Annotated in this window: 20 protein-coding genes; 13 read left to right on the top strand and 7 right to left on the bottom strand. The window is 64.6% G+C overall.

The window, feature by feature from the left end; all coding sequences use genetic code 11:
* Window positions 1-92: 92 nt before the first annotated feature.
* Together GTA51_RS07455 and GTA51_RS07450 are read right to left on the bottom strand one after the other, a co-directional pair.
* Entirely contained in the window at window positions 93-2,474 is a 2,382-nt protein-coding gene (locus tag GTA51_RS07455) for an NADH-quinone oxidoreductase subunit B/C/D (protein ID WP_160959971.1), read from the bottom strand.
* Window positions 2,471-2,890, bottom strand: coding sequence for an NADH-quinone oxidoreductase subunit A (locus GTA51_RS07450; RefSeq protein ID WP_160959969.1), 420 nt, complete (start codon window positions 2,888-2,890; stop codon window positions 2,471-2,473). Before GTA51_RS07450 ends, GTA51_RS07455 begins: the two co-directional genes overlap by 4 nt.
* 316 nt (window positions 2,891-3,206) lie before the next feature.
* Here GTA51_RS07450 and GTA51_RS07445 point away from each other — a divergent pair, with 316 nt between their 5' ends.
* Window positions 3,207-5,576 carry a GGDEF domain-containing protein gene (locus GTA51_RS07445; protein WP_160959968.1) on the top strand — a complete coding sequence of 790 codons (2,370 nt, stop codon included), beginning with the start codon at window positions 3,207-3,209 and terminating at the stop codon, window positions 5,574-5,576.
* An 85-nt stretch (window positions 5,577-5,661) separates the two neighbouring features.
* Here GTA51_RS07445 and GTA51_RS07440 read toward each other — a convergent pair whose 3' ends face one another.
* Genes GTA51_RS07440 through GTA51_RS07430 form a run of 3 tightly spaced genes read right to left on the bottom strand, consistent with a single transcriptional unit; the run spans window position 5,662 to window position 8,841 of the window.
* Window positions 5,662-6,906, bottom strand: coding sequence for a hypothetical protein (locus GTA51_RS07440; RefSeq protein ID WP_160959966.1), 1,245 nt, complete (start codon window positions 6,904-6,906; stop codon window positions 5,662-5,664).
* Window positions 6,903-7,715, bottom strand: a complete 813-nt coding sequence (locus GTA51_RS07435; protein WP_160959964.1) for a glycosyltransferase — start codon at window positions 7,713-7,715, stop codon at window positions 6,903-6,905. Before GTA51_RS07435 ends, GTA51_RS07440 begins: the two co-directional genes overlap by 4 nt.
* A gap of 4 nt (window positions 7,716-7,719) precedes the next feature.
* On the bottom strand, window positions 7,720-8,841 hold the full coding sequence (locus GTA51_RS07430; protein ID WP_160959963.1) for an N-acetylneuraminate synthase family protein: 1,122 nt from the start codon (window positions 8,839-8,841) through the stop codon (window positions 7,720-7,722).
* A 223-nt stretch (window positions 8,842-9,064) separates the two neighbouring features.
* Here GTA51_RS07430 and GTA51_RS07425 point away from each other — a divergent pair, with 223 nt between their 5' ends.
* From GTA51_RS07425 to GTA51_RS07410, 4 genes are read left to right on the top strand one after another with little or no spacing between them, the layout of a single operon-like run.
* Complete coding sequence (locus GTA51_RS07425; RefSeq protein WP_160959961.1) at window positions 9,065-9,835, top strand: ABC transporter ATP-binding protein; 771 nt, start codon at window positions 9,065-9,067, stop codon at window positions 9,833-9,835.
* A gap of 27 nt (window positions 9,836-9,862) precedes the next feature.
* Window positions 9,863-10,621, top strand: a complete 759-nt coding sequence (locus GTA51_RS07420) for an acetolactate decarboxylase (protein ID WP_160959960.1) — start codon at window positions 9,863-9,865, stop codon at window positions 10,619-10,621.
* A 4-nt stretch (window positions 10,622-10,625) separates the two neighbouring features.
* The gene (locus GTA51_RS07415) at window positions 10,626-11,546 is read left to right on the top strand and encodes a hypothetical protein (protein WP_160959958.1); all 921 of its coding nucleotides are present in this window, start codon (window positions 10,626-10,628) and stop codon (window positions 11,544-11,546) included.
* 20 nt (window positions 11,547-11,566) lie between these two features.
* Window positions 11,567-13,561, top strand: coding sequence for an O-antigen ligase family protein (locus GTA51_RS07410; RefSeq protein WP_160959957.1), 1,995 nt, complete (start codon window positions 11,567-11,569; stop codon window positions 13,559-13,561).
* A 140-nt stretch (window positions 13,562-13,701) separates the two neighbouring features.
* Here GTA51_RS07410 and GTA51_RS07405 read toward each other — a convergent pair whose 3' ends face one another.
* Window positions 13,702-14,157, bottom strand: coding sequence for a hypothetical protein (locus tag GTA51_RS07405; RefSeq protein WP_160959955.1), 456 nt, complete (start codon window positions 14,155-14,157; stop codon window positions 13,702-13,704).
* Window positions 14,158-14,503: 346 nt separating this feature from the next.
* Here GTA51_RS07405 and GTA51_RS07400 point away from each other — a divergent pair, with 346 nt between their 5' ends.
* From GTA51_RS07400 to GTA51_RS07385, 4 genes are all read left to right on the top strand, one after another.
* Complete coding sequence (locus GTA51_RS07400; protein WP_160959954.1) at window positions 14,504-15,511, top strand: polysaccharide deacetylase family protein; 1,008 nt, start codon at window positions 14,504-14,506, stop codon at window positions 15,509-15,511.
* Between the two features lie 193 nt (window positions 15,512-15,704).
* A complete protein-coding gene (locus GTA51_RS07395) occupies window positions 15,705-16,871 on the top strand; it encodes a hypothetical protein (RefSeq protein WP_160959952.1) in 1,167 nt (388 codons plus the stop codon).
* Between the two features lie 93 nt (window positions 16,872-16,964).
* The gene (locus GTA51_RS07390) at window positions 16,965-18,527 is read left to right on the top strand and encodes a sigma-54 dependent transcriptional regulator (RefSeq protein ID WP_160959951.1); all 1,563 of its coding nucleotides are present in this window, start codon (window positions 16,965-16,967) and stop codon (window positions 18,525-18,527) included.
* 5 nt (window positions 18,528-18,532) lie between these two features.
* On the top strand, window positions 18,533-19,765 hold the full coding sequence (locus GTA51_RS07385; RefSeq protein ID WP_160959949.1) for a glycosyltransferase family protein: 1,233 nt from the start codon (window positions 18,533-18,535) through the stop codon (window positions 19,763-19,765).
* A gap of 248 nt (window positions 19,766-20,013) precedes the next feature.
* Here the strand turns inward: GTA51_RS07385 and GTA51_RS07380 are convergent, their stop codons facing one another.
* Window positions 20,014-20,526, bottom strand: a complete 513-nt coding sequence (locus GTA51_RS07380; protein WP_160959947.1) for a DinB family protein — start codon at window positions 20,524-20,526, stop codon at window positions 20,014-20,016.
* Between the two features lie 184 nt (window positions 20,527-20,710).
* On the opposite strand from GTA51_RS07380, the gene GTA51_RS07375 reads away from it, so the two are divergent.
* From GTA51_RS07375 to GTA51_RS07360, 4 genes are all read left to right on the top strand, one after another.
* Window positions 20,711-21,112, top strand: a complete 402-nt coding sequence (locus GTA51_RS07375; protein WP_160959945.1) for a DUF309 domain-containing protein — start codon at window positions 20,711-20,713, stop codon at window positions 21,110-21,112.
* A gap of 15 nt (window positions 21,113-21,127) precedes the next feature.
* Window positions 21,128-21,577: a VOC family protein gene (locus GTA51_RS07370; RefSeq protein WP_160959934.1), complete on the top strand. Its 450-nt coding sequence runs from the start codon at window positions 21,128-21,130 to the stop codon at window positions 21,575-21,577.
* Window positions 21,578-21,870: 293 nt separating this feature from the next.
* Window positions 21,871-25,326: a DNA polymerase III subunit alpha gene (gene dnaE, locus GTA51_RS07365; protein WP_160960034.1), complete on the top strand. Its 3,456-nt coding sequence runs from the start codon at window positions 21,871-21,873 to the stop codon at window positions 25,324-25,326.
* A 300-nt stretch (window positions 25,327-25,626) separates the two neighbouring features.
* Window positions 25,627-26,025, top strand: a complete 399-nt coding sequence (locus GTA51_RS07360; RefSeq protein ID WP_160959933.1) for a 6-pyruvoyl trahydropterin synthase family protein — start codon at window positions 25,627-25,629, stop codon at window positions 26,023-26,025.
* Window positions 26,026-26,055: the final 30 nt, after the last annotated feature.

The raw sequence follows: 26,055 nt of genomic DNA, 5'->3' as shown, positions 1-26,055 counted from the left end.
GTTGGCGTCAGCTGGCGGTTGTCCCGGCCGGGGAGGCCGATCCGGGGCTTTCGCGTGGGCAAAGCGTTGCGGCGCGTCATCGTATCAGCGCGTCATCGATCGATGTCCGGCAAAATATAGTCATAAGAGGCCAAAACGGCCACGCAGTCGGCAATAGACAGGCCTTCGATCATAAGCGGCAGGGCCTGGACATTGGCAAAGCCCGGGGTACGGATGCGCATGCGGTAGGCGTGGCAGCCGCCGTCGGAAACGACGCAGTAGCCTTGCTCACCGCGCGGGGCTTCCGTGGCGGCGTAGGCCATGCCGGCCGGCAGGCGCGGGCCACGGGTCACATTGACGAAATGGTGGATGAGGCTTTCAATGTCGCGCAGGGTCGCATCCTTTTGGGGCAGGCAGTAGCGGGCATCGTCGCTCAAATAACGCCCGCCCGGCATCCGGGCGGCGGCCTGTTCGATGATGCGCAGGCTTTGCGCCATCTCGTCCATGCGCACGAGATAGCGGTCGTAGCAGTCGCCATGCTCGCGCGTTGGCACGTCGAAGTCGAAATCGGCATACGCCCCGTAGGGCATGGCCTTGCGCCGGTCCCAGGCCACGCCGGCGGCGCGCAGATTGGGGCCGGTAATGCCCCAGTCGATGGCCGTAGCGCCGGAAATGCCGCCAACACCTTTGGTTCTGGCCCGCACGATGGGATTTCTGGTCACCCCGGCGTGGTATTCCTTGAGCCGGCCCGGGAAAATTTTGACGAAGGCGTCCACCTGCTCTTTCCAGCCCTCGGGCAGATCGGCAGCCAGCCCGCCCAGGCGCAGCCAGGCCGGATGCAGGCGACCGCCGGTGATGGTTTCGATGATGTCCAGCACCATTTCGCGTTCGCGAAGCGCATAAAAAATCGGGCTCATCATGCCCAGATCCTGAAGGAAGGTGCCGAAATACATCAGATGGTTGGACAGGCGGAACAGTTCCGAGAGCATGACCCGCGCGTAAGCCGCCCGGGGCGGCACGGCGATGCCGGCCAACTGCTCAACAGCCGTCACATAGGAAAGATTGTTGGCAATGCCGGAGAGATAGTCCACCCGGTCGGTGTAGGGAATGAACTGGTGCCAGGTTTGCCGTTCGCCGATTTTTTCCACGCCCCGGTGGTGGTAGCCGATGTCGATGCCCATGGCTTTGACGCGTTCGCCGCGCATGGCCAGGACGTAGCGGATGATGCCGTGGGTGGCGTAGTGGTGGGGGCCGAAATTGAGCAGATAATCGCCCGCAGCGGCCCGCCTGCCGAGAATCTCGGCCGCGTCCACAGGCTCCAGGCGTTCACAATCAGCCCGGGTGAAGGCTGGCCGGCTGGTGGCCCGGCCTTCGTAGTCCTTGCGTAGCGGATGCCCGATCCAGTCGCGGTGGGTGAGCAGGCGTCGGGGATCGGGATGGCCGTCAAAGCGCAGGCCAAACATCTCGGCCGCTTCGCGCTCGTACCAGTTGGCGCAGGACCACACACCCGTGGCCGTGGGCAGACTGGAATCGCGGCTGGGCAGCGGGCAGGTCAGGCGCACCATGGTCGCAGCGGACATTGAGGTCAGGGTGTAGACCACCGTGGCTTCGTGGCCGGCCGGCACGCGCCGGGCGGTTTCGTCAAGGGCGGTCAGATCTTCCAGCCGCTCAAAGCGGGTGGGGGCTTTTTCCTTGAGATAGGCCAGCACCTCGGGCAGCCGGGCCGGGGCCACGACGTAGGTCGGCATATCGCCCGGTGTGGGCACCGTGTCCGTTAAGCGCGCGTCGTCGCCGAAAACGGCGGCCAGATCGGCAGCCAGGGTCTCTTGCCCGGCCGTTAAGACCAACCCCGGCACGGGCGGCGTCCACATGACCTCGGCCCGGGAGCCGGCAAAGCGGGGTTCGGTTGCGGCCGTGCCCCGGATGGGGATGCCGGCGTAGCCGGGACCGCGCGTGTCGCGGCATTTGGTGGCCCCGTCCACCAGGAAATCCTCCCGGCCGCCCTGGCTGCCGCCGGGCAGATGGAGCACGGGACGGGTGGGTTTTTCGCCGGCCGCGATCTTTTTTTGCAGGAGCATGAGCCCCTCAAAGACCGCCTCGGGCCGGGGCGGGCAGCCCGGGATGTAGACGTCGATGGGCAGAATCTGATCCGAGCCCTGGACCACGGAATAGACGTCGTACATGCCGCCGGAATTGCTGCACGAGCCCATGGAAATGACCCATTTGGGGTCGCTCATCTGTTCGTAGAGGCGAAGGGCTACGGGGGCGATTTTTTGAAACATCGTGCCCGAGACGATGAGCACGTCGGCTTGCCTGGGGGAACCCCGAAAGACCTCCGAGCCGAACCGGGCGATGTCGTAACGCGGTCCCCAGGCCGTGGCTTCTTCCACAAAGCAGCAGGACAGGCCGAAGAAAAAGGGCCAGAGGCTGTTTTTGCGCGCCCAGTTGATGACAGCGTCGGTGGGATTGAACAGGCCTTCGCCAAATCCGGTCACAAGCCTTCCTCCTCGTCCCAGTCCAGGCCGCCCTTGCGCCAAGCGTACACCAGCCCAAGGCCTAAAACGATGACGAAAACGGCCAGACGCAGATACCCGGGCAGGCCCAGTTCCGGCCAGGCCACGGCATAGGAAATGATGTAGGCGGTTTCCACATCGAAGAGCAGGAAAAAAACAGCCATGAGGAAAAAGGGCACCGGATAGCGAAACCGGGCCGGGCCGGTGGGGCGGATGCCGCACTCGTAGGGCTGTTGCTTGCTGGGGGTCGGCCGGCGGCGCACGAGAAAGCCGGACAGAAAGAGGATGACGGCCATGACAACCAGGACGATGGCCCCGAACACGACCAGGGGCAGGGCACCGGGTTCCCAGGGGGAAAACGGGGCCAAAAGCGGGGTGAATTCGGCTGTCGGCGGCATGGGGCCTCGCGGTGCTGTACCCGTTTTCGGATCAAAGCCGGCCTGATACGTCTGATTGCAACGGATCATACCCGTAACGGATTTTTTTGCAACCAACGAAGTGGACGGACAGACTTGCTTTCCTGGGAGCCGGGCCGCACGACGGGGTTGGGGTGCCGTCCGCGGCAGCTTCGGGACTGGGGCGTGCCCCCCTGCCGCTGGCCGCGTCATCCAATCGTCACAGAAATGTCTGGTCGGTGCTGCCGCAGCCTGGGAGCCGGCAGCGTAAACAGGGACGGTTCGGCTGGCACGCCGTACTACAACCATGAGGCAAGGCATGCTGAGGACGTTTATGCAGTTTCCACCGCGTATTGAACAGCGTTTCATCCCGGACGGGGCGGGTTCTCCGCCGTCAAAGCCGCCGGAACTGTTGCGGGGGCAGCGTCGGGCCATGGTCGCCGGCCATGTGGGGCTGGGGGGTGTCTTGGGCGTGGTGTTGCTGGAAATACAGGATTTTTATCTGCTGCGCCGCCTGTTTCGCCCTGAAGTGGCCGCTGCCGTGGGCGTGGCCCTGGAAGATGAGGTCCGTTCAACGGCGGCCACCCGTTTGTCGGGACTGCCGGTCTGTCTGGTGGAACGCCTGGATGCCGGGCGGGTGCTGCTGGTGCTCGGCGGCAACAGCGCGGCTCTGGACGCCCTGGACCGCACCGGGGCGGCCCTGCGCCTGGAGGTGCGGGGACGCGTGCGCTGCGAAGCCATCCGCCTGACCGGCCAGGAGTTGGAAATTCGCTGCGGCGCGGCCCTGGTCATCAGCCAGGGGGTTGCGGGACTGGACATGGCCCTGGCCTCGGCGCTGGGCGAGGCTTCGCGTCTGGCCCGGGGCGAAGCCGGCACGGGAACATCGCCCATGCTGCGGGAATTCCGGGAAATCCTGGAGCTGGGCCGGGTGCGGTCGGTGTATCAGCCCATTGTCAATCTGCGCGCCGGCACGGTGTTCGCCTGGGAAGCCCTGGCCCGGGGGCCGGCGGAAAGCGTGTTCGCTTCGCCGTCCATGCTTTTTGACTTTGCCGAAGAGGCCGGGGCGGTCTTTGCCCTGGAAAAGGCCTGCCGGGAAGCGGCCATCCGGGGCTTTTCCCCGAACACCCACGGGGCCAAGCTGTTTTGCAACATCCACCCCCGCACCATGCTCGATCCGGCCTTTACCCCGGGCGAGACGCGAAAGCTTTTGGACAAGTACGGTATGGAGCCCAAGGACGTGGTCCTGGAGATTACCGAACGCCATAGCGTTAAAGATTTCAACCTGTTCCACAGAACATTGGACCACTACCGCGATGCCGGCTACGGCGTGGCCATAGACGATGTGGGCACGGGTTATTCCGGGCTGGCCTCCATTGCCGAGATCAAGCCCGATTTCATGAAGATCGACATGTCGCTGGTGCGCGGCATCGACACCAATCCCGTCAAACGGGCGCTGTTGGAAACCATGCTCACCTTTGCCGAGAAGGTCGGCTGCCGCATCGTGGCCGAAGGCATTGAGACGGAAGCGGAATTGGCCTGCCTGATCCGCCTGGGCGCGCATTTTGGCCAGGGCTTTTATCTCGGCCGCCCGGCCCAGCCGCCGGCAGACCTTGGCGACGACATCCGGCTGGCCATCGTCGCCGGATCAAGCCTTGCCGCTGACGGACTCAAGTGCGCCTCGCCCATAAGCGATCTGGCGGAACGGGCCAATCAGATGCCGCACTCGGCCCAGGTTGGCGAAGTGAAACAGTTTTTTGATGCCGAAGAGGCGGCCCATGCCGTGGTGGTGGTGCGCGACGGCTTCCCCGAGGGGCTCATCATGAGCCATCACCTCGACCGGCTGCTCAGCTCGCAGTACGGGCTGGCCCTGTTTTTGCGCCGCGAGATCACCCGCATCATGGACCCCCAGCCGCTCACCGTGGAATGGGACACCCCGGTGGAGGTGGCGGCCCAGGCAGCCATGGCCCGGGACCGCGACAAGCTCTACGATCCCATCCTGGTCACCTGCCGGGGCAAGCTATCCGGCGTTGTGTCGGTGCAAAAAATCCTCGACGCCCTGGCCTGCGTCCAGGTGGAGATGGCCAAGGGGGCCAATCCGCTGACCGGGCTGCCCGGCAACGTGGCCATCGAGCGCGAGATCAGCCGGCGCTCGGCCGCCCGGATGGCCACCAGTCTGGTCTATGTCGATCTGGACAATTTCAAGGTCTATAACGACGTCTACGGCTTTCAAAACGGCGACAAGGCCATTCTCATGACCGCCCGCATCCTGGGCGAAGCGCTCACCAGCCAGGGCGGCGAGGATGATTTCCTGGGCCATGTCGGCGGCGACGATTTCGTGCTGTTGTGCCGCTGCGAAACCGTGGAGCAGGTCTGCCAGTCGGTCCTTGAGACCTTTGCCGCCGCCTCGCCGGCCCTGTACGGCTCTGAGGATCGGGCGCGGGGCTATATCGAAGGCCAGAGCCGCGACGGCCGGGTGGGACGCTTTGATTTGATCACCCTGTCCATGGGCATCATCGACTGCGCTTTTGCGGCCCCGGTGACCATGGACGAACTGGGACAGCGGGCGGCGGCCGTTAAAAAATTCGCCAAATCCCGCCCCGGCAACTCCCTGGTGCGCGACCGCCGTGGGCCCCTGGGGCTGGCCCAGGGTATAAGTGAAGAAATGCCTCCGGCGGCCGGGAGGGGGTAACCCCCTCCCGGACCCTCCCTGACTGGGAAAAGGGGAGGGGCGTTGCCACGACGGACGCGCAATGCCGTTGGGGTGATGCGGCGCATTAGTCGGGGAGGGCAACCACGGTCAGCGGCAGCAGGGCGGCGGCGAAGCCCGGATCGTGGGGGCAAAAGCCTGTGCGGTCCCACAGGCCGGCGTCCGGGGCGCGGCGCAATACGGTTGCCGTTCGCCCGCCGAGCCCGGCCAGGACCGTTTCGATGCCGGCATCGACCGCCCGGTCGTCGAGCAGTTCGCTGGCGAGCCGGGGCCAGAAGCGGCGGACAAAACGTTGCCCAAGGGTTACAAAGGCCCGGTGGGACCAGACCGCGTCATGTACGGCGTGCAGGCCAAGCGGCGCGGGACAAAAGCGCAGCAGGCCCCCGGCCCGGACCACGGCCAGGGGCAGGGCGTAATCCCACCAGGGCAGGCCCAGGTAAAAGCCGTCGAGTTCCAGGCGGTCTGCCAGGCGCGCCTCCACGGCGCACAGATCAAATCCCACATCATAATACGAGGACGCAGCCGAGGCGCTGCGGTGCGCCGCCACGTCCACCCGGCAGGCGATAACCGCCCCGCCGGTGGCCGCTATTGCCAGACGGCCGGCGAAATCCGGTCCGGCGGCCAGGACGAGGTCGGCGTTTATGACGGCGACGACAGCGGCACCCGTGGCCGCGCCGGCAGCCAGCAGTTGCGGCAGGCCGGCGTAGGGGCGGCCAAACGCAGCCAGCGTCGTTGTCGCCCCGGGGACGAAAGCGACTTGCGGAAACCGCTTGGCCAGGGCGGTGATTTCCGCCGGGGTGTTGACCGAGACAATGGCAGAAAAGCCGGCCGCGCCCCAGGAGGCCACGGCGGCCCGGCAGCGGGCGTCGGCCCCGGGCGGCAGGCTGGTGACGGCCACGGCCGGGGCGGTGGCGGCCACAGGCGATGGCGGAAAAAACGCCGCGGCATTGACCCGGGCGGCAATGCGGTCGGGAGCGACGGCGGCGGCCCGGGCAAAGGCGGCAGCGGCCTTTGCCCGCTCGCCTTGGGCCAGGGCGGCATGGCCGGCGCACAATAGCCCCTGCCCGGTGTCGCCGTAGGCTTGGTGCACGGCCGCAACCAGGGCCAGGGCCGGCTCGGGCCGATTTCCGGCCAGGAGCAGATCGGCCCGCAAGAGCTGGGCCAGGGGCGTGTCCCGGCAATCCGGGCCGGAAAGGACATCCAGGGCCACGGCGCATTCGCCGCGCCGGATCAATTCCCGGGCGGCCTTCAGGCCAGCGTGGGCCTGGGGCGTATCCGGGGCCAGCCCGGCCAAAGGGGCGGCGTCGGTCACGGCCGGGCCGCGTCCGTATCGTGGAGAAATTGTCTGGCGCGCTTGGCCAGACGACAGGATTCGGCCAGCAGATTGGCGTAGCGCGCGGGCGTATGCTGACCGGTCGGCCGGGCCGGACCGTGGCGGCGAACGCCATAAAGCACACGCGGCACATGGATGAATTGCGCCCCGGCCATGGCAAAGCGCAGATAGTGGTCGTAGTCGTTGGCGCTGGCGAAGGCCTCGTCCATAAGGCCCACCGTCTCGTGGAGGCGGCGGCGGTAGAGCCGGCACACGCCCAGATGATGCCACTCGGCCAGACAGGCCCGGAAATTGAAATCCGGGAAGGTCATGCGCCGGTAGATGCGGCCGTCGTCTTCCAGCACGTCCTGGTCGGCATAGGCAAAATCGGCTCCGGTCCGCTCCAGGGCGGCGATGAGTTCTTCAACCATATGCGGATAGGGGAGGTCGTCGCCGGGAACATAGGCGCAATACTCCCCCGTGGCCCGGGCCAGCCCTTCGTTGTAGGTGCGGGTGGGGCCGATATCCTCGGTGAAGGTCACGATCTCAAGCCGGCGGTTTTGCGGATAGGTGAGCACCGAGGCGCGAACGACAGCCCCGGCCTCGTCCATACGCACCACCGGTTCGGCCGTGGCCGAGGCGATGCGCCGGGGCAGGGCGGCCAGATAGTCCTTGGTGGCGTCGGTGGAGCCGCCGTCAACGATGATGATTTCCAGCTCCGGGTGGGTCTGGAACAGACAGCGGTCCACGCAGGCCGGCAGATACTCGGCCTGATTAAACGTCGGGATGACAAGGGTGGCCAGGGCCATGGCGCTAAAAACCGGACAGGGCCGTGGCCGGGGCGTCGGTTTCCGTGGCCGCGCCAGGGGCAGGCAGCGCTGGGGCCAGGATTTCCCAGGCCACCGGCTCGTCCTGGCGCACCTTGGCCAAAAGCCGGCATCCGGCCACGGCGTCGTGGGCCATGGGGGTTATGCCCGTGCCCGGGCATTTGCAGGCCAGATCTTCGGGGCCAAGGACGTGGCCGGCCGGCAGATCGCGGGCGAAGACCAGGGATTTTCGCAGCTTAAGCGCGGCGGCTGCCTCACCCGGGAAAATGTGTTTGCGCCCGACACGCATGGCCGCTTCGGCTTCGCGCACCATGCCCGCCATGGCGGCAAAGGCGTCGGGAGTCAGCGAGGCCTGATGGTCCGTGCCCGGCAGCGTGCGATCCAGGGTGAAATGGCGCTCGATGACGACCGGCGCAAAGGCCACCGCGGCAATGGTCGGCCCCAGGCCGCGCTCATGGCCGGAATAGCCCACCGGCAGGCCGTAGCGCCGGCGCAGCAGGTCCATGACCGGCAAGCCCGCCTGGGCGTCGGGGCAGGGGTAGGAGCTGTTGCAGTGCAACAGCACGATGCGGTCGTGATAGCGGCGCAGTTCGGCCACGGCGGCGTCCACGTCGGCAAGCCCGCTCATGCCGGTGGAGAGGATGAGCGGCAGGCCCGTTTCCCCGGCCAGACGCAACAGCGGCAGATTGACCAGATCGGCCGAGGGGATTTTTATAAGTTCGATGCCCAGTCCAACCAGCAGCCGCAAACTCGGGGCGTCCCAGGCCGAGGCGAAAAAAGCCAGCCCCAGGGATTCGGCCAGGATTTTGAGTTCGGCCAGGGCCTCGCCCGGCAGTTCCAGGGCGGCCCGGTGGCGGCCGTAGGTGTCGCCGAAGCTGTTGGGGCCGCCGTAGGGAGCGTCGAGGCCCGCGCGGGTGAAAAGCGCCCCCAGGTCGCGCTTTTGAAATTTGACGGCATCGGCCCCGCAGGCGGCGGCGGCCCGCACCATGTCCCGGGCGGTGGCCAGACTGCCTTGATGGTTGTTGCCTATTTCGGCCACCAGAAAAGCCGGGCAACCCGGGCCGACGGCATGGCCGCTACGCAGGCGGATGATCGGGGCGGTGGGCATGGGGCGGTACTCTCCACGGCGGTCCTTGGCAGGCCGCCGGTCGCATTTTAGCCCTGATCGGGGGCATGTACAAGGCCGGTCGCCGGGGTGCGGCGGAAATTGCCGGTCGGGCAGCACATTGCAAGCCATGTGCCGAGGAGCAGGTTCCGGCCGGCAGGTTCTTGCCATCGGCGCGGATTGCGGTCAAAGTGGCGCGGCCTCAATTTTCCACCGGGATGCAGCCATGAACCAGCCTATGATCGAGATTCGGGGCCTGACCAAGGCCTTTCAGGGACAGCCGGTCCTGCGCGGCGTGGACATGATCGTGCCCGAAGGCATGGTGACCGCCGTTATCGGCAAGTCCGGCGAGGGCAAGAGCGTCCTTTTAAAACACATCATCGGCCTGCTGACCCAGGACGCCGGCGAAATTTTGTTCCAGGGCGAGGCGCTTTCGGCCATGCCCAAGGCCGCCCGGCGGGCCTTTCGCCGTCGGTGCAGCTACATGTTTCAAAACATGGCCCTGTTCGATTCCATGACCGTGGCCGAAAACATCGCCCTGCCGCTGCGTGAGACGGAACATTTAAGCGAATCCGCCGCCGCCGCCAAGGTCGCTGCCATGGCCGAACGGCTGGAATTGACCCCTATCCTGGGGAAATATCCGTCCCAGATTTCCGGCGGCATGCAAAAACGTGTCGCCCTGGCCCGGGCTTTGGTTACCGAGCCGCACGTGGTTTTGTTCGATGAGCCGACTACGGGCCTTGATCCCATCCGCAAGGCCTCGGTGCTGGCCCTTATTGATTCCTCCCGCCGCAAGTTCGGTTTTACGGCCGTGTTGGTCAGCCATGACATCCCGGACGTGTTCGGCGTGGCCGGCCATGTGGCCATGCTCGACGCCGGGCGCATCGTCTGGCAGGGATCGCCCGCAGCCATCGGCCATTGTGACGATCCCGTAGTGCAGCGCTTTCTGGCCGGCGAACCCGAGCCAGAGGGCGACGAGTTCGCCGTCGCCCTCTAAGCGTTACTTCCCAAGGAGAGTCTCCCCATGCCCCGTACCCCGTTGCTGCGCTCGGCCGTCCTGGCCGTTGCCCTGCTTTTGGCCGCTCCCGGCGGCCTTTTCGCCGCCACCCTGCACCAGACCGGAACCATCGAGGCCCTGTCGGCCGGCGACTATGCCGGACGGGCCACCTGCGCTGCCGTGCTGCGCCAGGGCGATTTCGGTCTGGGCACCTTTGACGCCTTTGACGGTGAGATGGTGGTCCTTAACGGCGTCATCTACCAGATCACCCTCGATGGTGTGGTCCATGTGGCCAAGCCCGGCCAGACCACGCCCTTTGCCCAGGTGGTGCGTTTTGCCGGCAGCCTCGATCTGGGGCGGGTGGACGGCCTGGACCTGCCGGGTCTTGGTGCCGCCCTGACCGCCCGGCTGCCTGATCCGACGCGTATGTGCGCCGTGCGGGTGGACGGGGCCTTTGCCACGCTGACCGTGCGCAGTGTCCCGGTCCAGACGCCGCCTTGGCCTTGTCTGGCCGAGGCCGTCAAGGGACAGCGAACCTATCCGCTGACCAGCCAGCAGGGAACCCTGGTCGGCTATTACACGCCGCCGGGCCTCGCCGTCCTGTCCCCGCCGGGCTGGCATTTCCATTTTTTAAGCAACGACCGCACCCGCGGCGGCCATGTCCTGGCCCTGACCACCGGACCGGCCAAGGCCCGGGGCGACGCCGTTGACGCCCTGGATGTCCTCTATCCGGTCGGCCCTCTGCCGCGCCTGGACGTGGCGAAACCTGCCGCCGGGACGGAATAACATCTTGGATTTTCTTTCGTATTTTATGCCCGGCGAACGGCGTCCGGTCCCCCGGGCCGCCGACGCCGCTGCCGGGGCCGCCCGGGCGCGCACTGCCGAACGGCTGGCCCGGGCCATGGCCCGCCTGGATGGCCTCTTCGCCCTGCTCGGAGCCGACGACGCCCGGGATGCGGCCCTTTTGTCCTCGCTGTTGGCCGAAGACCTGGACGCCGTAGCCGCCGCACTGGGGCTGGTCGGCGCGCGCTCCCTGGTTGCCGACCGGTCCGACCTTGGGCCTTTGCCCACAGCGGAGGCGTTAGCCACCTTTGCCCACCGGGCCGAGGCCACGCTGACGCGTTTGGAAAAGGCCTTTGCCGCCAAAAAGGCCGGGGCGTGGCGGTTGCCGGCCGACCGTTTCGAAGCCCGGGCCTTATGGCGGGTACGGGCGCTGCTGGTTGTCTGCGTCGTTCTCCTGGCCGCCTCCATTTTGTTGGGTGATGTCATGGCGCGCAAACGCCGGGAATATGCCGCCATGAATGCCCTTGAGCGCGAACAGGCCAGGGCCAGCCTCGCACTGAGTGATCTGTCCAAAATGGCCCTGGCCGCCAAACGGTCTGAGAACAAGGCTCTTTTTGCCATAACCGGCGAAAATTGCAGCCGCTGCGGCTGCGAGGGCCGGGATTTGCGCACCCTGGCGCAAGACGACGTCTGTCGGCGCAAATGGGACGCGACCCGCATGCGCATGGGGCAGGCGGCCGGGGCTTCGCCCGAGCTTCTCGCCACCCTGGCCTCCGATCCCTGGGGTTCGCCCTATTTGCTCCATGAAGATCCGGATTTCCCCTGCCTGCCCGATAGCATTATCTCGGCCGGGGCCAACGGCATTTTGGGTGACTCCGACGACCTCGGGGTCACCGTGCCCAACGCTTTTTGCCCGGAGCCACGGTAGGTCCGGGCATGGATGCGCTCATGGGGATCTTGCGCCTTGGCGGCGGTCTGGCCGGGGTTGTCGGCGTCGTGCTTGTGGTCGGGCATTTCCTGCTGACAGCGGCGACCCTGGGCGCTTTGGGCTGGCCGGCGCTGCTCGTCACGATCCTGGTGGCCCTTGGCGGTGCTGTCATGGCCTTTACCCGCCGGGGGATGGCCTGGGGCTTGTTCTTTCTGGGCTTTAGCCTGTGTTTGTTTGGCTGGCAGGCCTATGTCTATCCGGCGGTGGCCTTTGGGCTGGTGGTGGACGCGGCGACGTTGGCGCTGGTGTGGCGCAACGTCGGCCGGGAGGAGGTAGGGACCGGGCTGACCGGGGCGCTCCTTGGCTCCGTAGTCTGTCTGGGCCTGGGGTCCATGCTGCTGCTGCCCTGGGACCGCCTGGGCCTGTCCCTGTCCCTGCTTGGTCCGACCGGGTTTTTCGCGGCCATGGTCTTTTCCCCGGCCGACACCCCGGCCTATGGTCTGGCGGCGATCTGGCGGCTGGCGGTCCTGGCCGTCTTTGCCCGGGAACTGGCCCGCTGCGACCTGCCGGGGCGCTTTGTGGCGCTGGTGCAGGGCGTGGCCGGCGGACTGGTCACGGCCATTGTCTTTGGTTTGTTGGGACATTTTCGGGGCGACCAGCCGCTGTTCAATCGGCGTTTCACCTCCATTTACGCAAATTCGGGCTGGTTTGCCGAATATCTGGCCGTTGCTGCGCCGTATCTGCTGTTGCCGCTTGGCCGCCATAGCCGGCTGGCCTGGTGCTACGGCGCGGCCTCTCTGGCCCTTTGCGCCGTGGGGCTGGTCCTGACCCTGGCCCGGGGCGGCTGGATTACCGGTAGCCTGACCTTTGTTTTTGTCGTCTGGCTGTATTGGCGAAACGGCCCCCTTGCCAGATTCCGAAGTTTTTACCTGTATTTGCCTGGTCTGGCCGGGGCCGGGCTGCTCGTGCTCTGTCTGGCTTTTTGGGCTTCGGGCAAGGAATTTTCAGATATAAGCCAGCCGATTAACGCCTCGCTCAAGGAGCGGGTCGGCAATTTTATGGATTCACCCCGGCCGGCGCTGTTTCTCTCGGGTCTGCTCGTTGCCGCTGATCGGCCGGTTTTCGGCCTGGGCTATGAAAGCTACGCCCGGCATTATCCGGTGCTCCTGGCCACACCCGTGTCCTGGCTCGGGCGGTACGGCGATCCGACGGCCGAGGCGTATGAGACCTCGCACAACCTCTACATCCAACTCGTCTCCGGGCTGGGGGTGTGCGGGGTCGTGCTGTGGCTGGCCATGGTCGGCCGGGCGGGGTGGGTCTTGTGGCGGCGGGCCTGGCAGACGGCGAGTCTGGTGGATGCGGCCTTGCTGCTGTCCCTGGCGGCATTTCATGTCTATTCGGTTTTTCAGGAAATGTTTTACGTGCCGTCGATCCTGTTCCTGCTGTTTCTTCCCCTGTCGCGGGCCATGGCGTTGGAAAGCGGGGGGACAACGGGGATGGGGCGCAGTGCCGGTCGGGCCAGGGTGGCGGCGCTGGCGGCCTGGGCCGTGGTGGCGGCCGGGATCGTTTCTTTTGCCGCCGACGCCGGCCTCGGGCGTACCGGGGAACGGCTGGGGCTGGTCGAATGGCGGTCGGGGCCTGTCGTCTTTGAGGGATTTTATCCGCCCGAACCCTTGGCCGGGCAAACCATGCGCTGGAGCGTGGGGGACGGGGTGATTCTGGCTGCCCCGGGCGAGCTTGAACTGACGCTGTATGCGCCGCAGCCCATGGATGTGGCGCTTATTTCCGACACCGGGCCCCTTGGGACCGTGCATCTGGGGGGAGAGGCTGTGGCCCGGCGCTATCGGCTGCCGGACGCCGGCGACGGCCGGGCGCACACGATTTTTGTCCTGCCCGACAGCGCCTTTGTGCCCATGGTCCAGACCGGCGCGCCAGACCCGCGCCGCCTGGGTGTGGCGGTTTCGGCCCGGCTGGTGGAAGAGGCGGCAGCGGACACGAACGCGGCCGGGCAGTGACGCGGCGTGGCTGTCTCCGCCCACTGCCGACCGACTGACCAGCCAGCGCAAGAACCCCTTAATAAATTTTTCCCGTTGGGGGGTCCGGGGGGATCACCCCCGGCTGCCGGAGGCATTCTTACCCCTCTTGGGGCAACGCCCTAAAGGTTGGCGGTGTTGCGTTCAAAGACGCGAAGTTCGTTGATTACGAGATTGCCGAGTTGGCGCAGATGCTCATTTCCCTGCCCTTCGACGAGGTCGGTGAGGAGCTTTACATCCTGGGGCAACTGGACCATGGCGGTGTTTTTAAGCGCCCGCAGGCGTTCCAGGACGTAGATTTGGTCGCGTTTGGCCGTCATGTGTTCGGCCACTTCGGTCATGTATTCCAGGGCGCGGGCCTTTTCAGCATAGATGGCGCACACGGCGGTCAGATGCGACAGGATGTTTTTTTCGATGGCGACGTCGGTTTTGAAATACAGATCAGCGGCTTTGGCGGCGTAGTCGTTGAAATGCTCGCAGGATACGTGGAAGTGCTTGGAAGCGGCCAGGGTCTGGGTGGCTGCGGCGAGGCAGACGAGCAGGCACAGGGCGCACGGGGCGGCGTGGCGTTTGGACATGGGATCTCCGTTCAATGGCTGCCAGGCAAAAGCATCTCCCGGCGGCAAGGGCCACATACCACTTTTTGCCCGGCCGTCAATGTGCCCTGGGGCAGGGGTTGCCGCCGGCCGTTTGGTGCTTATTTTCAAATCCCCACAGAGCGCCGTGGAAAACCCCGTCAGGGGCCGGCGGTGGAGCAAACCTCTCTGTGGTTGCGTTGGTGTCCTGTCGCGTTCCGAGGGCCGTCCCGGGAGGCCCTTTTTTGTGAGCCAGCCCGGCTGGCAGCGGTCATTGACTTTTCGTTTTAATATTGTACGTGTTGGGTTGCCTCAACCTCAGATGGCATCACTGCCTTGTGGAAGTTCCATGAAAAAGACTGGTGGTATTCGTCTTTTCCTGCTCGCCGTGGTTGTGGCCCTGGGGGTGACAGCCGTTCCCCTCGGAAGAGGGTGCCAGGCGGGTATGGTCAGCCTTGTTTTCGACGACGGCCTCTCCAGCGTTTACCAATATGCCTTTCCGGTTTTGGTCCGTTACGGACTGGTGGCCACGGTGGGGGTCATCGCCAATCGGGTGGATTCCGGTGATACCGACTTCATGGACGAAAAGCAGCTGCATGAACTTGAGGCTGCCGGTTGGGAAATCGCTTCCCACAGCCTCACCCACAAGCGGCCCATCGACATCCCCAAATTTTATGCCGAGGAAAAGTGTCTGCTGCTCAAGCCCGTGGCCGGGCAGCGTCCCCTTTTCGAGGCCAAGTACAAGTATGAGGAACTGGCCGGACTTATGGAAAATGGCCGGCTCCTGCGCGAGCGGTCCAGCAACAAGATGGTGAAAAACGACCCCGGCAGCTACTATTTCGACGATCTCATCGGCGAGGTGCTCATCCATCCCTTTGATCCCGACAGCGTCGAAAAACAGCAAATCCGGGCCATCTCCTACGAGCGGGAACTGGAAACCTCCAAAAAAGAACTCACCGACCGGGGCTTTGCCGTCTCCACCTACATCACCCCGCACAACTACTGGACCCCGGAGATGAGCGAACTGTCCAAGAGGTTTTACGCCCAGGTGGCCAACGGCGGCGACAATTTCAACCGCAAGGGGGCGACCGACCGCTTCTGGCTCAAGCGGTTCGTGGTCCACAGCAACGATACGGCCGAGGCCATCATCGGGTTGATCAAAGAACACGCCATCCGCGAAAACGGGTGGGTGATTTTTTGCCTGCACGGCATCGGCTCCGACCTGGGATGGGAGCCGTGGGACGCCGCCAAGCTGGGGCAGTTGGCTGATTTTCTGAAGAAAAAGGCCGTGCCCGTGGTCACCATCGACAAGGGCGTCAAGATCTGGGTCGAGGGCAAGGGCAAGCCCGGCATCTGATGCTGTCTGCGCAAGGCCGATACCCGTTGCAGCGCGCCCCGGAACCGGGCCAGAGCTTGAAGCCGGGGGCCTGGAGGAGCGATGGCCCACCCGTGTTGCTCCCGTACGGCACACGGGAGGGGCGGGGCAGCGGCGCGATGGAACGCCCGTGCTGTAGCGCGCGGCAGAATCGGGTGAGACCTTTGGGGAGTGCATGAAACAACCGCTTCGGATTATCGTGGCCGGTTTCGCCGTGGGGTTCCCGCTGGGCGGCCAGGTGTGGATGATGCTGCATTTCGCCGCGGGACTGGCCAGACTCGGCCATGACGTCATCTTCCTCGAAGATACGGCCGACTGGGCCTACCCCTTTGATCCGGTGCTGGGCTATCCCGGCAGCGACTCCACTCGGGGGCGGGCCATTGTGGACCGGCTTTTGAGCGCCCATGGCTTGGCCGGGCGCTGGGCCTACGTGAGCCAGATCGAGAACCGGGTGTACGGCATGGATCGGGCCACCCTGGACAAGCATCTGGCCCAGGCCGATTTTTTCCTTAACATCTCGGGCGTCATACCGCTTCGCGACGAATACATGCAGGCTCCGGTGCGGGCGGTTATCGACACCGATCCGGTCTTTACCCAGGTCAAGGTGGATTCCACGGCCTGGAATCACGATTATTTTGCGGCCCATCAGACCTGCTTCACCTACGGCTGCAATCTGCCGGCCGGTACGACCGGCGTGCCCTTGTCCGATATCGCCTGGAAACCGCTGCTGCCGCCGGTGATCCTTGACCTGTGGCCGCGCGGCGAGGGACGCGGGACAAACTACACCACCATCGGCACCTGGGAAGCCAAGGACCGGGACGTGGAAGTGGCCGGCAAAAAGCTGTCCTGGCGTAAAAACGTCAAATTTGAAGCGATCCTTGATCTGCCCGGCCGACTTCCCGGCGTGCCCCTGGGCATGGCCATGAGCGGCATGAAGGAAAACGCCGCACGCTACCGGGCCGCTGGCTGGGATGTCTGCGACGCCCTGGAAATTTCCCGCGACCCCGACGTCTATCGCGACTATATCCGCAACGCCCGGGGGGAATTCACCATCGCCAAGGACCAGAACGTGGTGCTCAAAAGCGGCTGGTTCTCCGACCGCACGGCCGCCTTTTTGGCGGCCGGCCGGCCGGCGGTGGTGGAAGACACCGGCTTTGCCGCCTATCTGCCGGTGGGGGAAGGGCTTTTCGCCTTTGAAGGACCGGACTCCGCCATCGACGCCCTGGGCCGGGTGGAGGCTGATCCGGTGCGGGCCGGCAACGCCGCCCGGGCCATCGCTGAGGACTTTTTCGACAGCGACAAGGTGCTGACCGGGCTTTTGCGCCAGTGCGGTCTGGCCTGATGCCTGCCGGTGCGGCCGGGAATTTGCATATAATCAGGAGAATCGCCCTCCAACCGGTTGAAACCCGTTGGCCTTCGGGCTAGAACCTCGCCGATGGCGGAAAAGACAATACTTTTTGTCGCCCCGGCCCAGGCGGTGACCCAATTTTTCCCCTTCTTTAAGGAGGCCGGGATTTCTGTCGGTATTGCAGACTCCCTGGCCAATGCCCTGTCCGCCATCCGCAAGGCTGCGCCCTGCATGATTTTTTCCCAGGCAAAAATAGGCATCTACACCGCCGAAAGCCTGCTGACCGAGGCGCGCAAACTGGGTGCGTTCCCGCCGGTTATCGTTTTTACCGACCGGGGCACAGCCACCGAGGCCGGCCGCTGTCTGGAACTCGGGGCCAGGGACTACTGGCTCGAACCGCTGTCCTGGGATAAAATCCTGGCCGTGCTGCCCGGTGCCCCGGCCCCGTCAGCCGTCGCCGCCCCGGCCGCCCCCCTGGCTGCGCCGGTCCGCGCCGCCACCACCGAAACCTCCGGCAAGGGCTTTGATGTGGTCGGCGAGCATCCGGCCATCCGCCGCGTCCTGGGACTGGCCCGGCAAGTGGCCAAGTCCAAGGCCACGGTGCTCATTTCCGGCGAATCCGGCACCGGCAAGGAAATGTTCGCCCGCTATCTGCACGCCGCCTCAGACCGGGCCGACGGGCCGTTTGTGGCCATCAACTGCGCCGCCTTGCCCGAGCATCTGCTGGAATCCGAACTGTTCGGCCATGAGAAAGGCTCGTTTACCGGGGCGATTGCCCGCAAGCTCGGCAAGTTCGAGATGGCCAGCGGCGGCACCATCCTGCTCGACGAAATTTCCGAGATGGATCTGGGGCTGCAGGCCAAACTCCTGCGCGTGCTCCAGGAGAGCGAATTTGACCGGGTGGGCGGCACGGAAACCGTGCATGTGGATGTGCGCGTCCTGGCCACCACCAACCGGCGCATGGACGAAGCCGTGGCCGAAGGGAAGTTTCGCCAGGATCTTTTCTACCGGTTAAACGTCATTCCCTTGAAACTGCCGCCCTTGCGCGAACGCGGCGCGGACATTCCCCGGCTGGCCCATTTTTTCGTGGAGAAATTTCGCAAAGCCTATGCCCTGCCGCCGCTGGCCTTTTCCGCCGATGCCAAGGAATGGCTCATGGGCTACGACTGGCCGGGCAATGTGCGCGAACTGCAAAACCTCATGGAACGCGCCGTGCTGCTGGCCGGCGTCGGTCCCATCCGCAAATCGCATTTCCTGCTCGATCCCGATGTCTGGCCCAGCGACGAGGTTGCAGACGAGTCTGACGCGGCCGGCGTGCCCGGTGCGCCCGGTACGGACAACGCGGCCGGCGCGCCCGAGGCCGACACCGCCAACGCCGTCGGTAACGCCTCCTGCGACGCCGCTGCCGGCTCCGAGGGCTTCGACGCCTTTGACGCTGCCGCCGCCCCCCTCCATCCCCTGGCCGATATGCCCGGCGGCCAGAGTGGGGATGTGCTGCCGCTTGATGTCATGGAACGCCACATGATCATCAAAAGCCTGGACCGCACCGAGGGCAACCGCACCCAGGCCGCCCAACTGCTGGGCATCTCGGTACGCACCCTGCGCAACAAATTAAACGAGTACCGCAAGCTCGGCATTGAAGTTCCCTGACCCCCATGGCAGCCCCGACCACGTTTAATATCCTCATGTATTCCCACGACACCTACGGTCTGGGACATTTGCGCCGGACCATGGCCATTGCCGAGCATCTGCGCCACCGGGGGGTCAACATCCTCATCCTCACCGGGTCGCCCCTGGCCGGGCGCTACGAGATCCCGGAGGGCATCGACTACGTGCGCATTCCGGGCATGATCAAAAAGACCAATGAGGAATACCTGCCGCTGTCGATCAAGATCAACGCCCGCCACGCCTTAAATATCCGCCGTAATATCATTGTGGCCACGGCCAAGGCCTTCCAGCCCCATCTGTTTATCGTGGACAAGGCCCCCATGGGCCTGCGGCGCGAGGTCATCCCGACGCTCAAATGGCTTAAGCGCCGCCAGCCGCGCACCCGCACCATCTTAGGGCTTCGCGACATCATGGACGACGCCCCCTCCACCATCAAAGAGTGGCGGGAAAAGGGCGTTTACGAGGTGCTCGACCAGTATTATTCGGAGATTTGGGTCTATGGGAACCAGGATCTTTACGATCCGGTGACCGAATACGAAATCCCGGACAACATCAGCCGCAAAATGATTTTCACCGGCTACATCCCCCGCCGGGTGCCGTCGGTTAACGCCATGACCCCGCTGCGGCGCGAGGAGCGTTTGCTGCCGGCGGAAAAGCTCGTGGTGGTGACGACAGGCGGCGGCGGCGACGGCTATCCGCTCATGGACGCCTATCTGCGCATGTTGGAGGAGGGGGGCGGCCCGGAGCATCGGGTCATCTTCGTCACCGGCCCGTTTATGCCCCGGCCCGAGCGCGAGCTGGTGGCCAAGCGGGCGGCCCGGGTCAAGGCCCGATTCTACCATTTCTACCGCCGCATGGAGACGCTTATGGGCCTGGCCGACGCCGTGGTGACCATGGGTGGCTACAACACCACCTGCGAGATTATTTCCCAGGGCAAGCCGTCGTTGGTGGTGCCCCGGGAGGTGCCGCGCCTGGAGCAGCGCATTCGGGCCGAGGCCTTAAGCGCCAAGGGACTCATCGAATTTCTGCCCTGGGACGAATTGTCCCCGGCCGGCATACGGGAAAAACTGACCAAGCTGCTAGCCGAGCCTGCGCCCTACAAGGACGCCATGGCCGGGTTTCCCTTTACGGCGCTTAAAATCATTTCCGAGCGTCTGACCGTCTTTCGCCAGGAAGCCTGCCGCGCCGACGGTGCCATCGTCTGCCCGTCCACCCGCTGAGCCGACGCGCCAACGACCAGTCGCCCGAAGGTACGGCCGCCAGCGCCAAGTCTGTCGATCCACCCGCTGCACCGCTGCACCCACGAACAGCCCCCGAGGGTATGGCCGTCAGCGCCAGCGCCATTGTCGCCCGTCCACCCGCTTAACCAATCCCTCGCCGCGCGCCGCAACACAGCCCCCGTTGCAGCCTACCGGCACCACAGCCACGCCCCCCCAGCCTCCCTGGTATCCCCACGATCTGGTCGTGGCTACATCGCGTTGGCGAACGTTGCGGTTTCGCGCTCAAAGCCCAGCAGATCAATGTCGGCGGCTTTGACGCCGTAGGCACCGAGCAGGCCGTGGATCTGGCCCCGGTGGTGGGTCTGGTGGTTGTAAAAATGGCCGAGGCAAAGGGCCAGGGGCAGGCGCATGGGTGTGCCGTCGGTGGTGGTATAGGCGAGCAGGCTGGTCAGCGCGGCCGGATCGAGGTCGCGGGCATAGGCCTCGGCCCGGTCTTCTTCAATGCGGCGGGCGGCGGTCAGTTCCGACAGCCCGGGGTAGGGCACGGCATCGACGCTGGCGACGGGTTCGCCCTGGCCGGTGAAGCGATTGAGCCACAGCCGGTCGGCCAGAACCAGATGGTTGGCGATAGCGATAATGGAGCCGAAATTGACGGCTGAGACGGCGGCAAGCTGCTCGGGCGCGAGCGCGGCCATGTCGGCGGCCAGACGGGCGTTGGCCCAGCGGTTATACAGGGCCTGGGTGATAAAGAGCTTTTTCATGGGGCAACTCCTTTGATCGAGGTGGATGATGCCGCCCGCGGCGCGGAGCGTCAACACTGAAGGGTGCTGCCGTGGGGCGCTACACTGGCCAGCGGTAGCCAGTCCGGCCGGTTGCGGGTGGCGACGGGTAGGCAGGGGGCGCTGCTGCGTGGTACGGTCAGGCCAGGCGACAGGAGGTCAAGACATGCATGTGTCCCGGGATTGGAAGTCGGCCTGCTCCCTCCCTCCGCCCCCGGCGCTTCTCCAGGCCGTGGCCGAATTCAACGCCGGCCAGTATTTTCAGTGCCACGAAACTCTGGAAGCCTTGTGGCTGGCCGACGTTTCGCCTGTGCGCGATTTTTACAAAGGCATCATCCAGATCGCCGCCGGGCTGTATCATCGCGAAAACGGCAATGCCCGGGGTTGCGCCAAGCTCCTGACGCGCGGTACAGGCTACGCCGAACGGTTCGCCCCGCACTGCCAGGGCGTCGATGTCACCGGTCTGGTCGCCATGACCCGGGCCGTCCTGGATTGGTGCGCCACGGCCGCCCCGGACGCGGGCCTGCCGGCGCACCGCGTCCCGCGCATCACCCTGGCGGCCGACTGATCGCAAGGAGTACCCATGGCCATCCGCTACGTGCATACCAATCTGATCGCCCGCGACTGGCGGGCCTTGTCCTCGTTTTACGTCCGCCTGTTCGATTGTCGGCCCGTGCCGCCCGAACGCGACCTGTCCGGCGACTGGCTCGACGCCGCAACCGGCATCGACAAGTCCCACCTCACCGGCATCCATCTGCGCCTGCCCGGCCACGGCGACACCGGCCCGACCCTGGAAATCTTTTCCTACGACGCCTGCCCCGACCACCCCGACGCCAACCCCGACACCCCGGGCTTTGCCCATATCGCCTTCCTCGTTGATGACGTGGCCGCCCTGTCCCAGGCCGTCCTCGACGCCGGCGGCTCGGCCGTTGGCGAATTGGCCAGCCGCGACGTGCCGGGCGTGGGGCGGCTGGTCTTCCGCTATCTGCGCGATCCCGAAGGCAACATCATCGAGCTGCAAAGCTGGAATTAGGGGGAGTGAGAGAGCGAGAGAGAAGAAAAGGCAGAAGAGGCCTCCGGCGGCCAAAGGGCTGAGCCCTTTGGAATCCCACTTGAAGGCAAGGGGTTAAGGGGAACGGCGTTGCCGTGACGGTGGGTGGGAGCCCGTGAGAAGAGGGGGCCTGAGGCCCCCGGACCCCCCAACGGGTAGACAGGGCTGGGAACGACAACGATGCCAAGGCCGTTTCCAGCGGGGGCGTTGTGCGCTATACCGTCCCCGGCGGCGATATCGCGCGCCGCAGCTTTTATCTTTCCCGTGAGCACGCCATGCCTGACTTCGTCCACCTGCATTGTCACACCGAATACAGCCTCCTCGACGGGGCCATACGCATAAGCGACCTGGTCAAGACCGCCGCCTCCTTTGGTTCGCCGGCCGCTGCCATCACCGACCACGGCAACCTCCACGGTGCGCTGACGTTTTATGACGCCGCCAAAAAAGGCGGCCTCAAACCCATCATCGGCTGCGAAGTCTATGTGACCCCGGGCAGCCGACGCGACCGGGACAACCGCGCCCCGCGCTACCATCTGGTGCTTTTGGCCCAGAACATGGTCGGCTACAAAAACCTGCTCAAGCTCGTGACCCAGGGCTACACCGAGGGCATGTACTACAAGCCGCGCGTGGACAAGGAACTGCTCGGCCAGTACGGCGAGGGGCTTATCGCCCTGTCCGCGTGCCTCAAAGGCGAGATCAACCAGAAGCTGCTCAAGGAAGGCAAGGACCAGGCCGTGGCCATGGCCCGGGAATACGCGGCCCTGTTCCCGGACCGCTTTTATCTGGAGATCCAGGCCAACGGCATTCCCGAGCAGACGACCTGCAACAATTTTTTGATTGAACTGTCCGATCATCTCAAGCTGCCGCTGGTGGCCACCAACGACTGCCATTATCTGCGCGCCGACGACGCTGAGGCCCACGATATCCTCCTGTGCATCCAGACCGCCGCCTGCGTGGACGATGTCAAACGCATGCGCTTTAGCACCCAGGATCTCTATTACCGCTCCCCCGACGAGATGGCCGCCGCCTTCCCGGATCTGCCCCAGGCCCTGGCCAATACCTGCGAAATCGCCGAGCGCGTTAATTTGCAGCTCAAGTTTGGCGACTACCATTTTCCCGTCTACAAGACGCCGCCCGAACAATCCCTCGACGACGTCATGGCCGAGATGGCCCGCAAGGGCCTGACCGAACGGCTGGCCAAGATGCCGGGCGTGGAAGTGAAAACCTACTGGGACCGCCTGGAACTGGAACTGGGCGTTATCAAGCAGATGGGCTTTCCGGGCTATTTCCTCATCGTCCAGGACTTTATCAACTGGGCCAAAAATAACGGCATCCCGGTGGGACCGGGGCGCGGTTCGGCCGCCGGATCGCTGGTGGCCTATGCCCTGCGCATCACCAACCTCGATCCCTTGCCGTATGATCTTCTCTTTGAGCGGTTTTTAAATATCGAACGGGTGAGCATGCCCGATATCGACGTGGATTTCTGCGAACGCCGTCGCCACGAGGTCATCCGCTACGTCACCGAACACTACGGCGAACACGCCGTGGCCCAGATCACCACCTTTGGCACCATGAAGGCCAAGGGCGTGGTGCGCGACGTCGGGCGCGCTCTCGGCATGACCTTTGGCGAAACGGACCGCATCGCCAAGCTCATCCCCGAAGATTTGAAGATGACCATCGACAAGGCCCTGGCCCAGGAGCCGGAATTAAAGACCATGATGGCCCAGGACCCCCGCGTGGCCCGGCTCATCGACGTCTCCCGCCGCCTGGAAGGGCTGGCCCGCCATGCCTCCACCCACGCCGCCGGCGTGGTCGTGTCCGACACGGCCATGACCGAGTATGTGCCGCTGTATAAGGGCAAAAACAACGAAACCGTGACCCAGTGGGACATGAAGCGGGTGGAGAAGGCTGGGTTGGTCAAGTTCGACTTCCTGGGCCTTAAAACCATGACGGTCATCGACGATGCCCTGAAAATCATCAAAGAGATGGGGGCCGAGCCACCTGACCTGGACACGCTGCCCTTTACCGACGAGGCCACCTACGAACTGTTTGCCCGGGGCGATACCGACGGCATCTTCCAGGTGGAAAGTCAGGGTATGCGCAAATACCTGCGCATGCTCAAACCCAACTGCTTTGAAGACATCATCGCCATGCTGGCCCTCTATCGGCCGGGACCGCTGGGTTCGGGCATGGTCGAACTGTTTATCCGGCGCAAACACGGCGAAGATCTGGTCGAATATCCCCATCCGCTCCTGGAAGAGACGCTGAGGCCCACCTACGGCGTCATTGTCTATCAGGAACAGGTCATGAAGATCGCCCAGGTGCTGGCCAGCTTTTCGCTTGGTGCCGGCGACTTGCTGCGCCGGGCCATGGGCAAGAAAAACGCCGAGGAGATGGCCAAGCAGCGCAGCTTTTTCGTGGATGGCTGCGCCGGAAACGGTATCGAGGCCAAAAAGGCCAATGAAATTTTCGATTTGATGGAAAAGTTCGCGGAATACGGCTTCAACAAGTCCCACAGCGCCGCCTACGCCCTTATTTCCTACCATACGGCCTATCTAAAGGCCCATTTTCCGGTGGCGTTCATGGCAGCGCTTATGACCTCGGATATGGAAAATCAGGACAAGCTCCTGCAATACATCGCCGCCTGCCGCGACAACGAACTGGAACTGCTGCCCCCGGACGTCAACGCCGGGCATCCGCACTTTTCCGTCAAAGACAACAAAATCCTCTACGGACTGGCGGCCGTTAAAAACGTCGGCCGCGACGCCGTGGCCGAAATCGTTGCCGCGCGCGAGGAAGGCGGCCCGTTTACGTCGCTGCTTGATTTCACCAGCCGCGTCAACATGCGAAAGATCACCAAGCGCGTCATCGAGTATTTGATCAAATGCGGGGCCTGCGACAGCTTCGGCTGCTCGCGGGCCGCCCTGGTCGCGGGGCTGGATCAGGCCGCCTCCCTGGGCCAGAAGCGGGCGGCGGATAAAAACGACGGCCGCCTTTCGCTCATGACGCTTATGCCCGAAAAGCCCAAACCGACCGTGGGGCTGGGCTTGTCCTGCACCGAAGCCACCCTGCCCGAATGGCACCACGAAGAGATGATGGCTTTTGAAAAAGAAGCGCTCGGCTTTTACCTCACCAGCCATCCGCTCCTGGCCTTTGAGCGCGATCTGCGGGCCATGCGCTTAACCACCCTGGCCCAATGCGCCGGCATGGAGCCCGGGGTCGAGGTAAAAATCGCCTGCATCTGTGTGTCCACCAAGGAAATCATTACCAAAAAAGGCCAGAAGATGGCCTTTTGCAAGCTCGAAGATCATCTTGGCGGCGAGGCGGAAGCAGTGGTTTTTTCCGATGTCTACGCCCTGTCCCGCGAGCAGCTCGACGCCGACACGCCGCTTTTCATCACGTCCAAGATCGGCAATTCCGATCAGGCCGAGGGCGAAGGCAAAAAAATCATCAAGCTGCAAGCCGTACGCATCGATCCCTTGTCCAAAATCATCGGCGGCAGCGACGAACCCGTGGAAGTGCTTGTCGCCTGCCGCGAAGACCAGCCTGTGCCCCTCGATCCGCTGGCCCAAATCCTCAAACGCTACCCCGGACAATGCACCGTGCATCTGGTGCTGAGTCTCCCCAAAGCCGTATGCCGGCTGCGCCTGGGACCAGACTACGAGGTGCAACGCTGCCCCGAACTGCGCCGCGAATTGGACGCGTTCGAGCAGGGGGCTACTGGGCGATAGCCGGGCGGCAAGGCTGAAGGCAAAGGCAAAGGCGAAGACTGGGGCGCTGCCCCAGGCCCCGCCGGGGGCTTGAAGCCCCCGGACCCCCCATCTGTGGGGCGGCGATTCTGGGGCGGCGTCAAAGCCCGCCGCCCCAGAATCGCCGCCCCGACAAGGCCATCGCCCCAAGGGGGCGAATTTATGAGGTTATGGGCCGCAATCATTAACCACCCCCCCCAGGGGGTCCGGGGGGGATGATCCCCCCCGGCAGGGAGGTCCAGGAGGGACAGCGTCCCTCCTGGCCGCCGGAGGCACATCGCAATGACGACAGACACGCGCAAGGGCCGGTGGCGGCTGACGGTGACGGAGGCCTTTTGCGCCTCGCATTGTTTGCGGGGTTATGAGGGGCCGTGTGAGAATCTGCACGGCCACAATTTTGGCGTTGAGGCGGTGGTCGAGGGCGAGCGGCTTGATCCAAAAGTGGAATATCTGGTCGATTTCAAGGTGCTGCGCGGCCGGCTGCGCCAGATTCTGGGCGAACTGGATCATCGCCATTTAAACGATCTTCCGGCGTTTTCGTTGGAAAATCCGTCCTCGGAGAATCTGGCCCGGCATATTTACCGTCGCCTTGAGGCCGCCATTGCCGACGAGCCGGTGCAGTTGGTCAGCGTGTCGGTGTCGGAAAAAGACGCCAGCAAGGCGACGTATCTGGAATATTAGGGCGGGGGGCGGCGTCTGGTCCTGCGTTTG

It is taken from the genome of Solidesulfovibrio aerotolerans, from assembly GCF_009856865.1.
In the GTDB taxonomy this organism is placed as follows: Bacteria; Desulfobacterota; Desulfovibrionia; order Desulfovibrionales; family Desulfovibrionaceae; genus Solidesulfovibrio; species Solidesulfovibrio aerotolerans.
The sequence above is the reverse complement of the archived record's forward strand: the minus strand, read 5'-3'. Positions and strand labels throughout refer to the sequence as shown.

What these genes read in the sequence shown, in the direction of transcription:
- GTA51_RS07450 (WP_160959969.1), bottom strand. Translation starts at nt 2,890, where the DNA reads ATGCCGCCGACAGCCGAATTCACCCCGCTTTTGGCCCCGTTTTCCCCC.
- GTA51_RS07445 (WP_160959968.1), top strand. Translation starts at nt 3,207, where the DNA reads ATGCTGAGGACGTTTATGCAGTTTCCACCGCGTATTGAACAGCGTTTC.
- GTA51_RS07435 (WP_160959964.1), bottom strand. Translation starts at nt 7,715, where the DNA reads ATGGCCCTGGCCACCCTTGTCATCCCGACGTTTAATCAGGCCGAGTAT.
- GTA51_RS07430 (WP_160959963.1), bottom strand. Translation starts at nt 8,841, where the DNA reads ATGCCCACCGCCCCGATCATCCGCCTGCGTAGCGGCCATGCCGTCGGC.
- GTA51_RS07425 (WP_160959961.1), top strand. Translation starts at nt 9,065, where the DNA reads ATGAACCAGCCTATGATCGAGATTCGGGGCCTGACCAAGGCCTTTCAG.
- GTA51_RS07420 (WP_160959960.1), top strand. Translation starts at nt 9,863, where the DNA reads ATGCCCCGTACCCCGTTGCTGCGCTCGGCCGTCCTGGCCGTTGCCCTG.
- GTA51_RS07410 (WP_160959957.1), top strand. Translation starts at nt 11,567, where the DNA reads ATGGGGATCTTGCGCCTTGGCGGCGGTCTGGCCGGGGTTGTCGGCGTC.
- GTA51_RS07405 (WP_160959955.1), bottom strand. Translation starts at nt 14,157, where the DNA reads ATGTCCAAACGCCACGCCGCCCCGTGCGCCCTGTGCCTGCTCGTCTGC.
- GTA51_RS07400 (WP_160959954.1), top strand. Translation starts at nt 14,504, where the DNA reads ATGAAAAAGACTGGTGGTATTCGTCTTTTCCTGCTCGCCGTGGTTGTG.
- GTA51_RS07395 (WP_160959952.1), top strand. Translation starts at nt 15,705, where the DNA reads ATGAAACAACCGCTTCGGATTATCGTGGCCGGTTTCGCCGTGGGGTTC.
- GTA51_RS07390 (WP_160959951.1), top strand. Translation starts at nt 16,965, where the DNA reads ATGGCGGAAAAGACAATACTTTTTGTCGCCCCGGCCCAGGCGGTGACC.
- GTA51_RS07385 (WP_160959949.1), top strand. Translation starts at nt 18,533, where the DNA reads ATGGCAGCCCCGACCACGTTTAATATCCTCATGTATTCCCACGACACC.
- GTA51_RS07380 (WP_160959947.1), bottom strand. Translation starts at nt 20,526, where the DNA reads ATGAAAAAGCTCTTTATCACCCAGGCCCTGTATAACCGCTGGGCCAAC.
- GTA51_RS07375 (WP_160959945.1), top strand. Translation starts at nt 20,711, where the DNA reads ATGCATGTGTCCCGGGATTGGAAGTCGGCCTGCTCCCTCCCTCCGCCC.
- GTA51_RS07370 (WP_160959934.1), top strand. Translation starts at nt 21,128, where the DNA reads ATGGCCATCCGCTACGTGCATACCAATCTGATCGCCCGCGACTGGCGG.
- dnaE (WP_160960034.1), top strand. Translation starts at nt 21,871, where the DNA reads ATGCCTGACTTCGTCCACCTGCATTGTCACACCGAATACAGCCTCCTC.
- GTA51_RS07360 (WP_160959933.1), top strand. Translation starts at nt 25,627, where the DNA reads ATGACGACAGACACGCGCAAGGGCCGGTGGCGGCTGACGGTGACGGAG.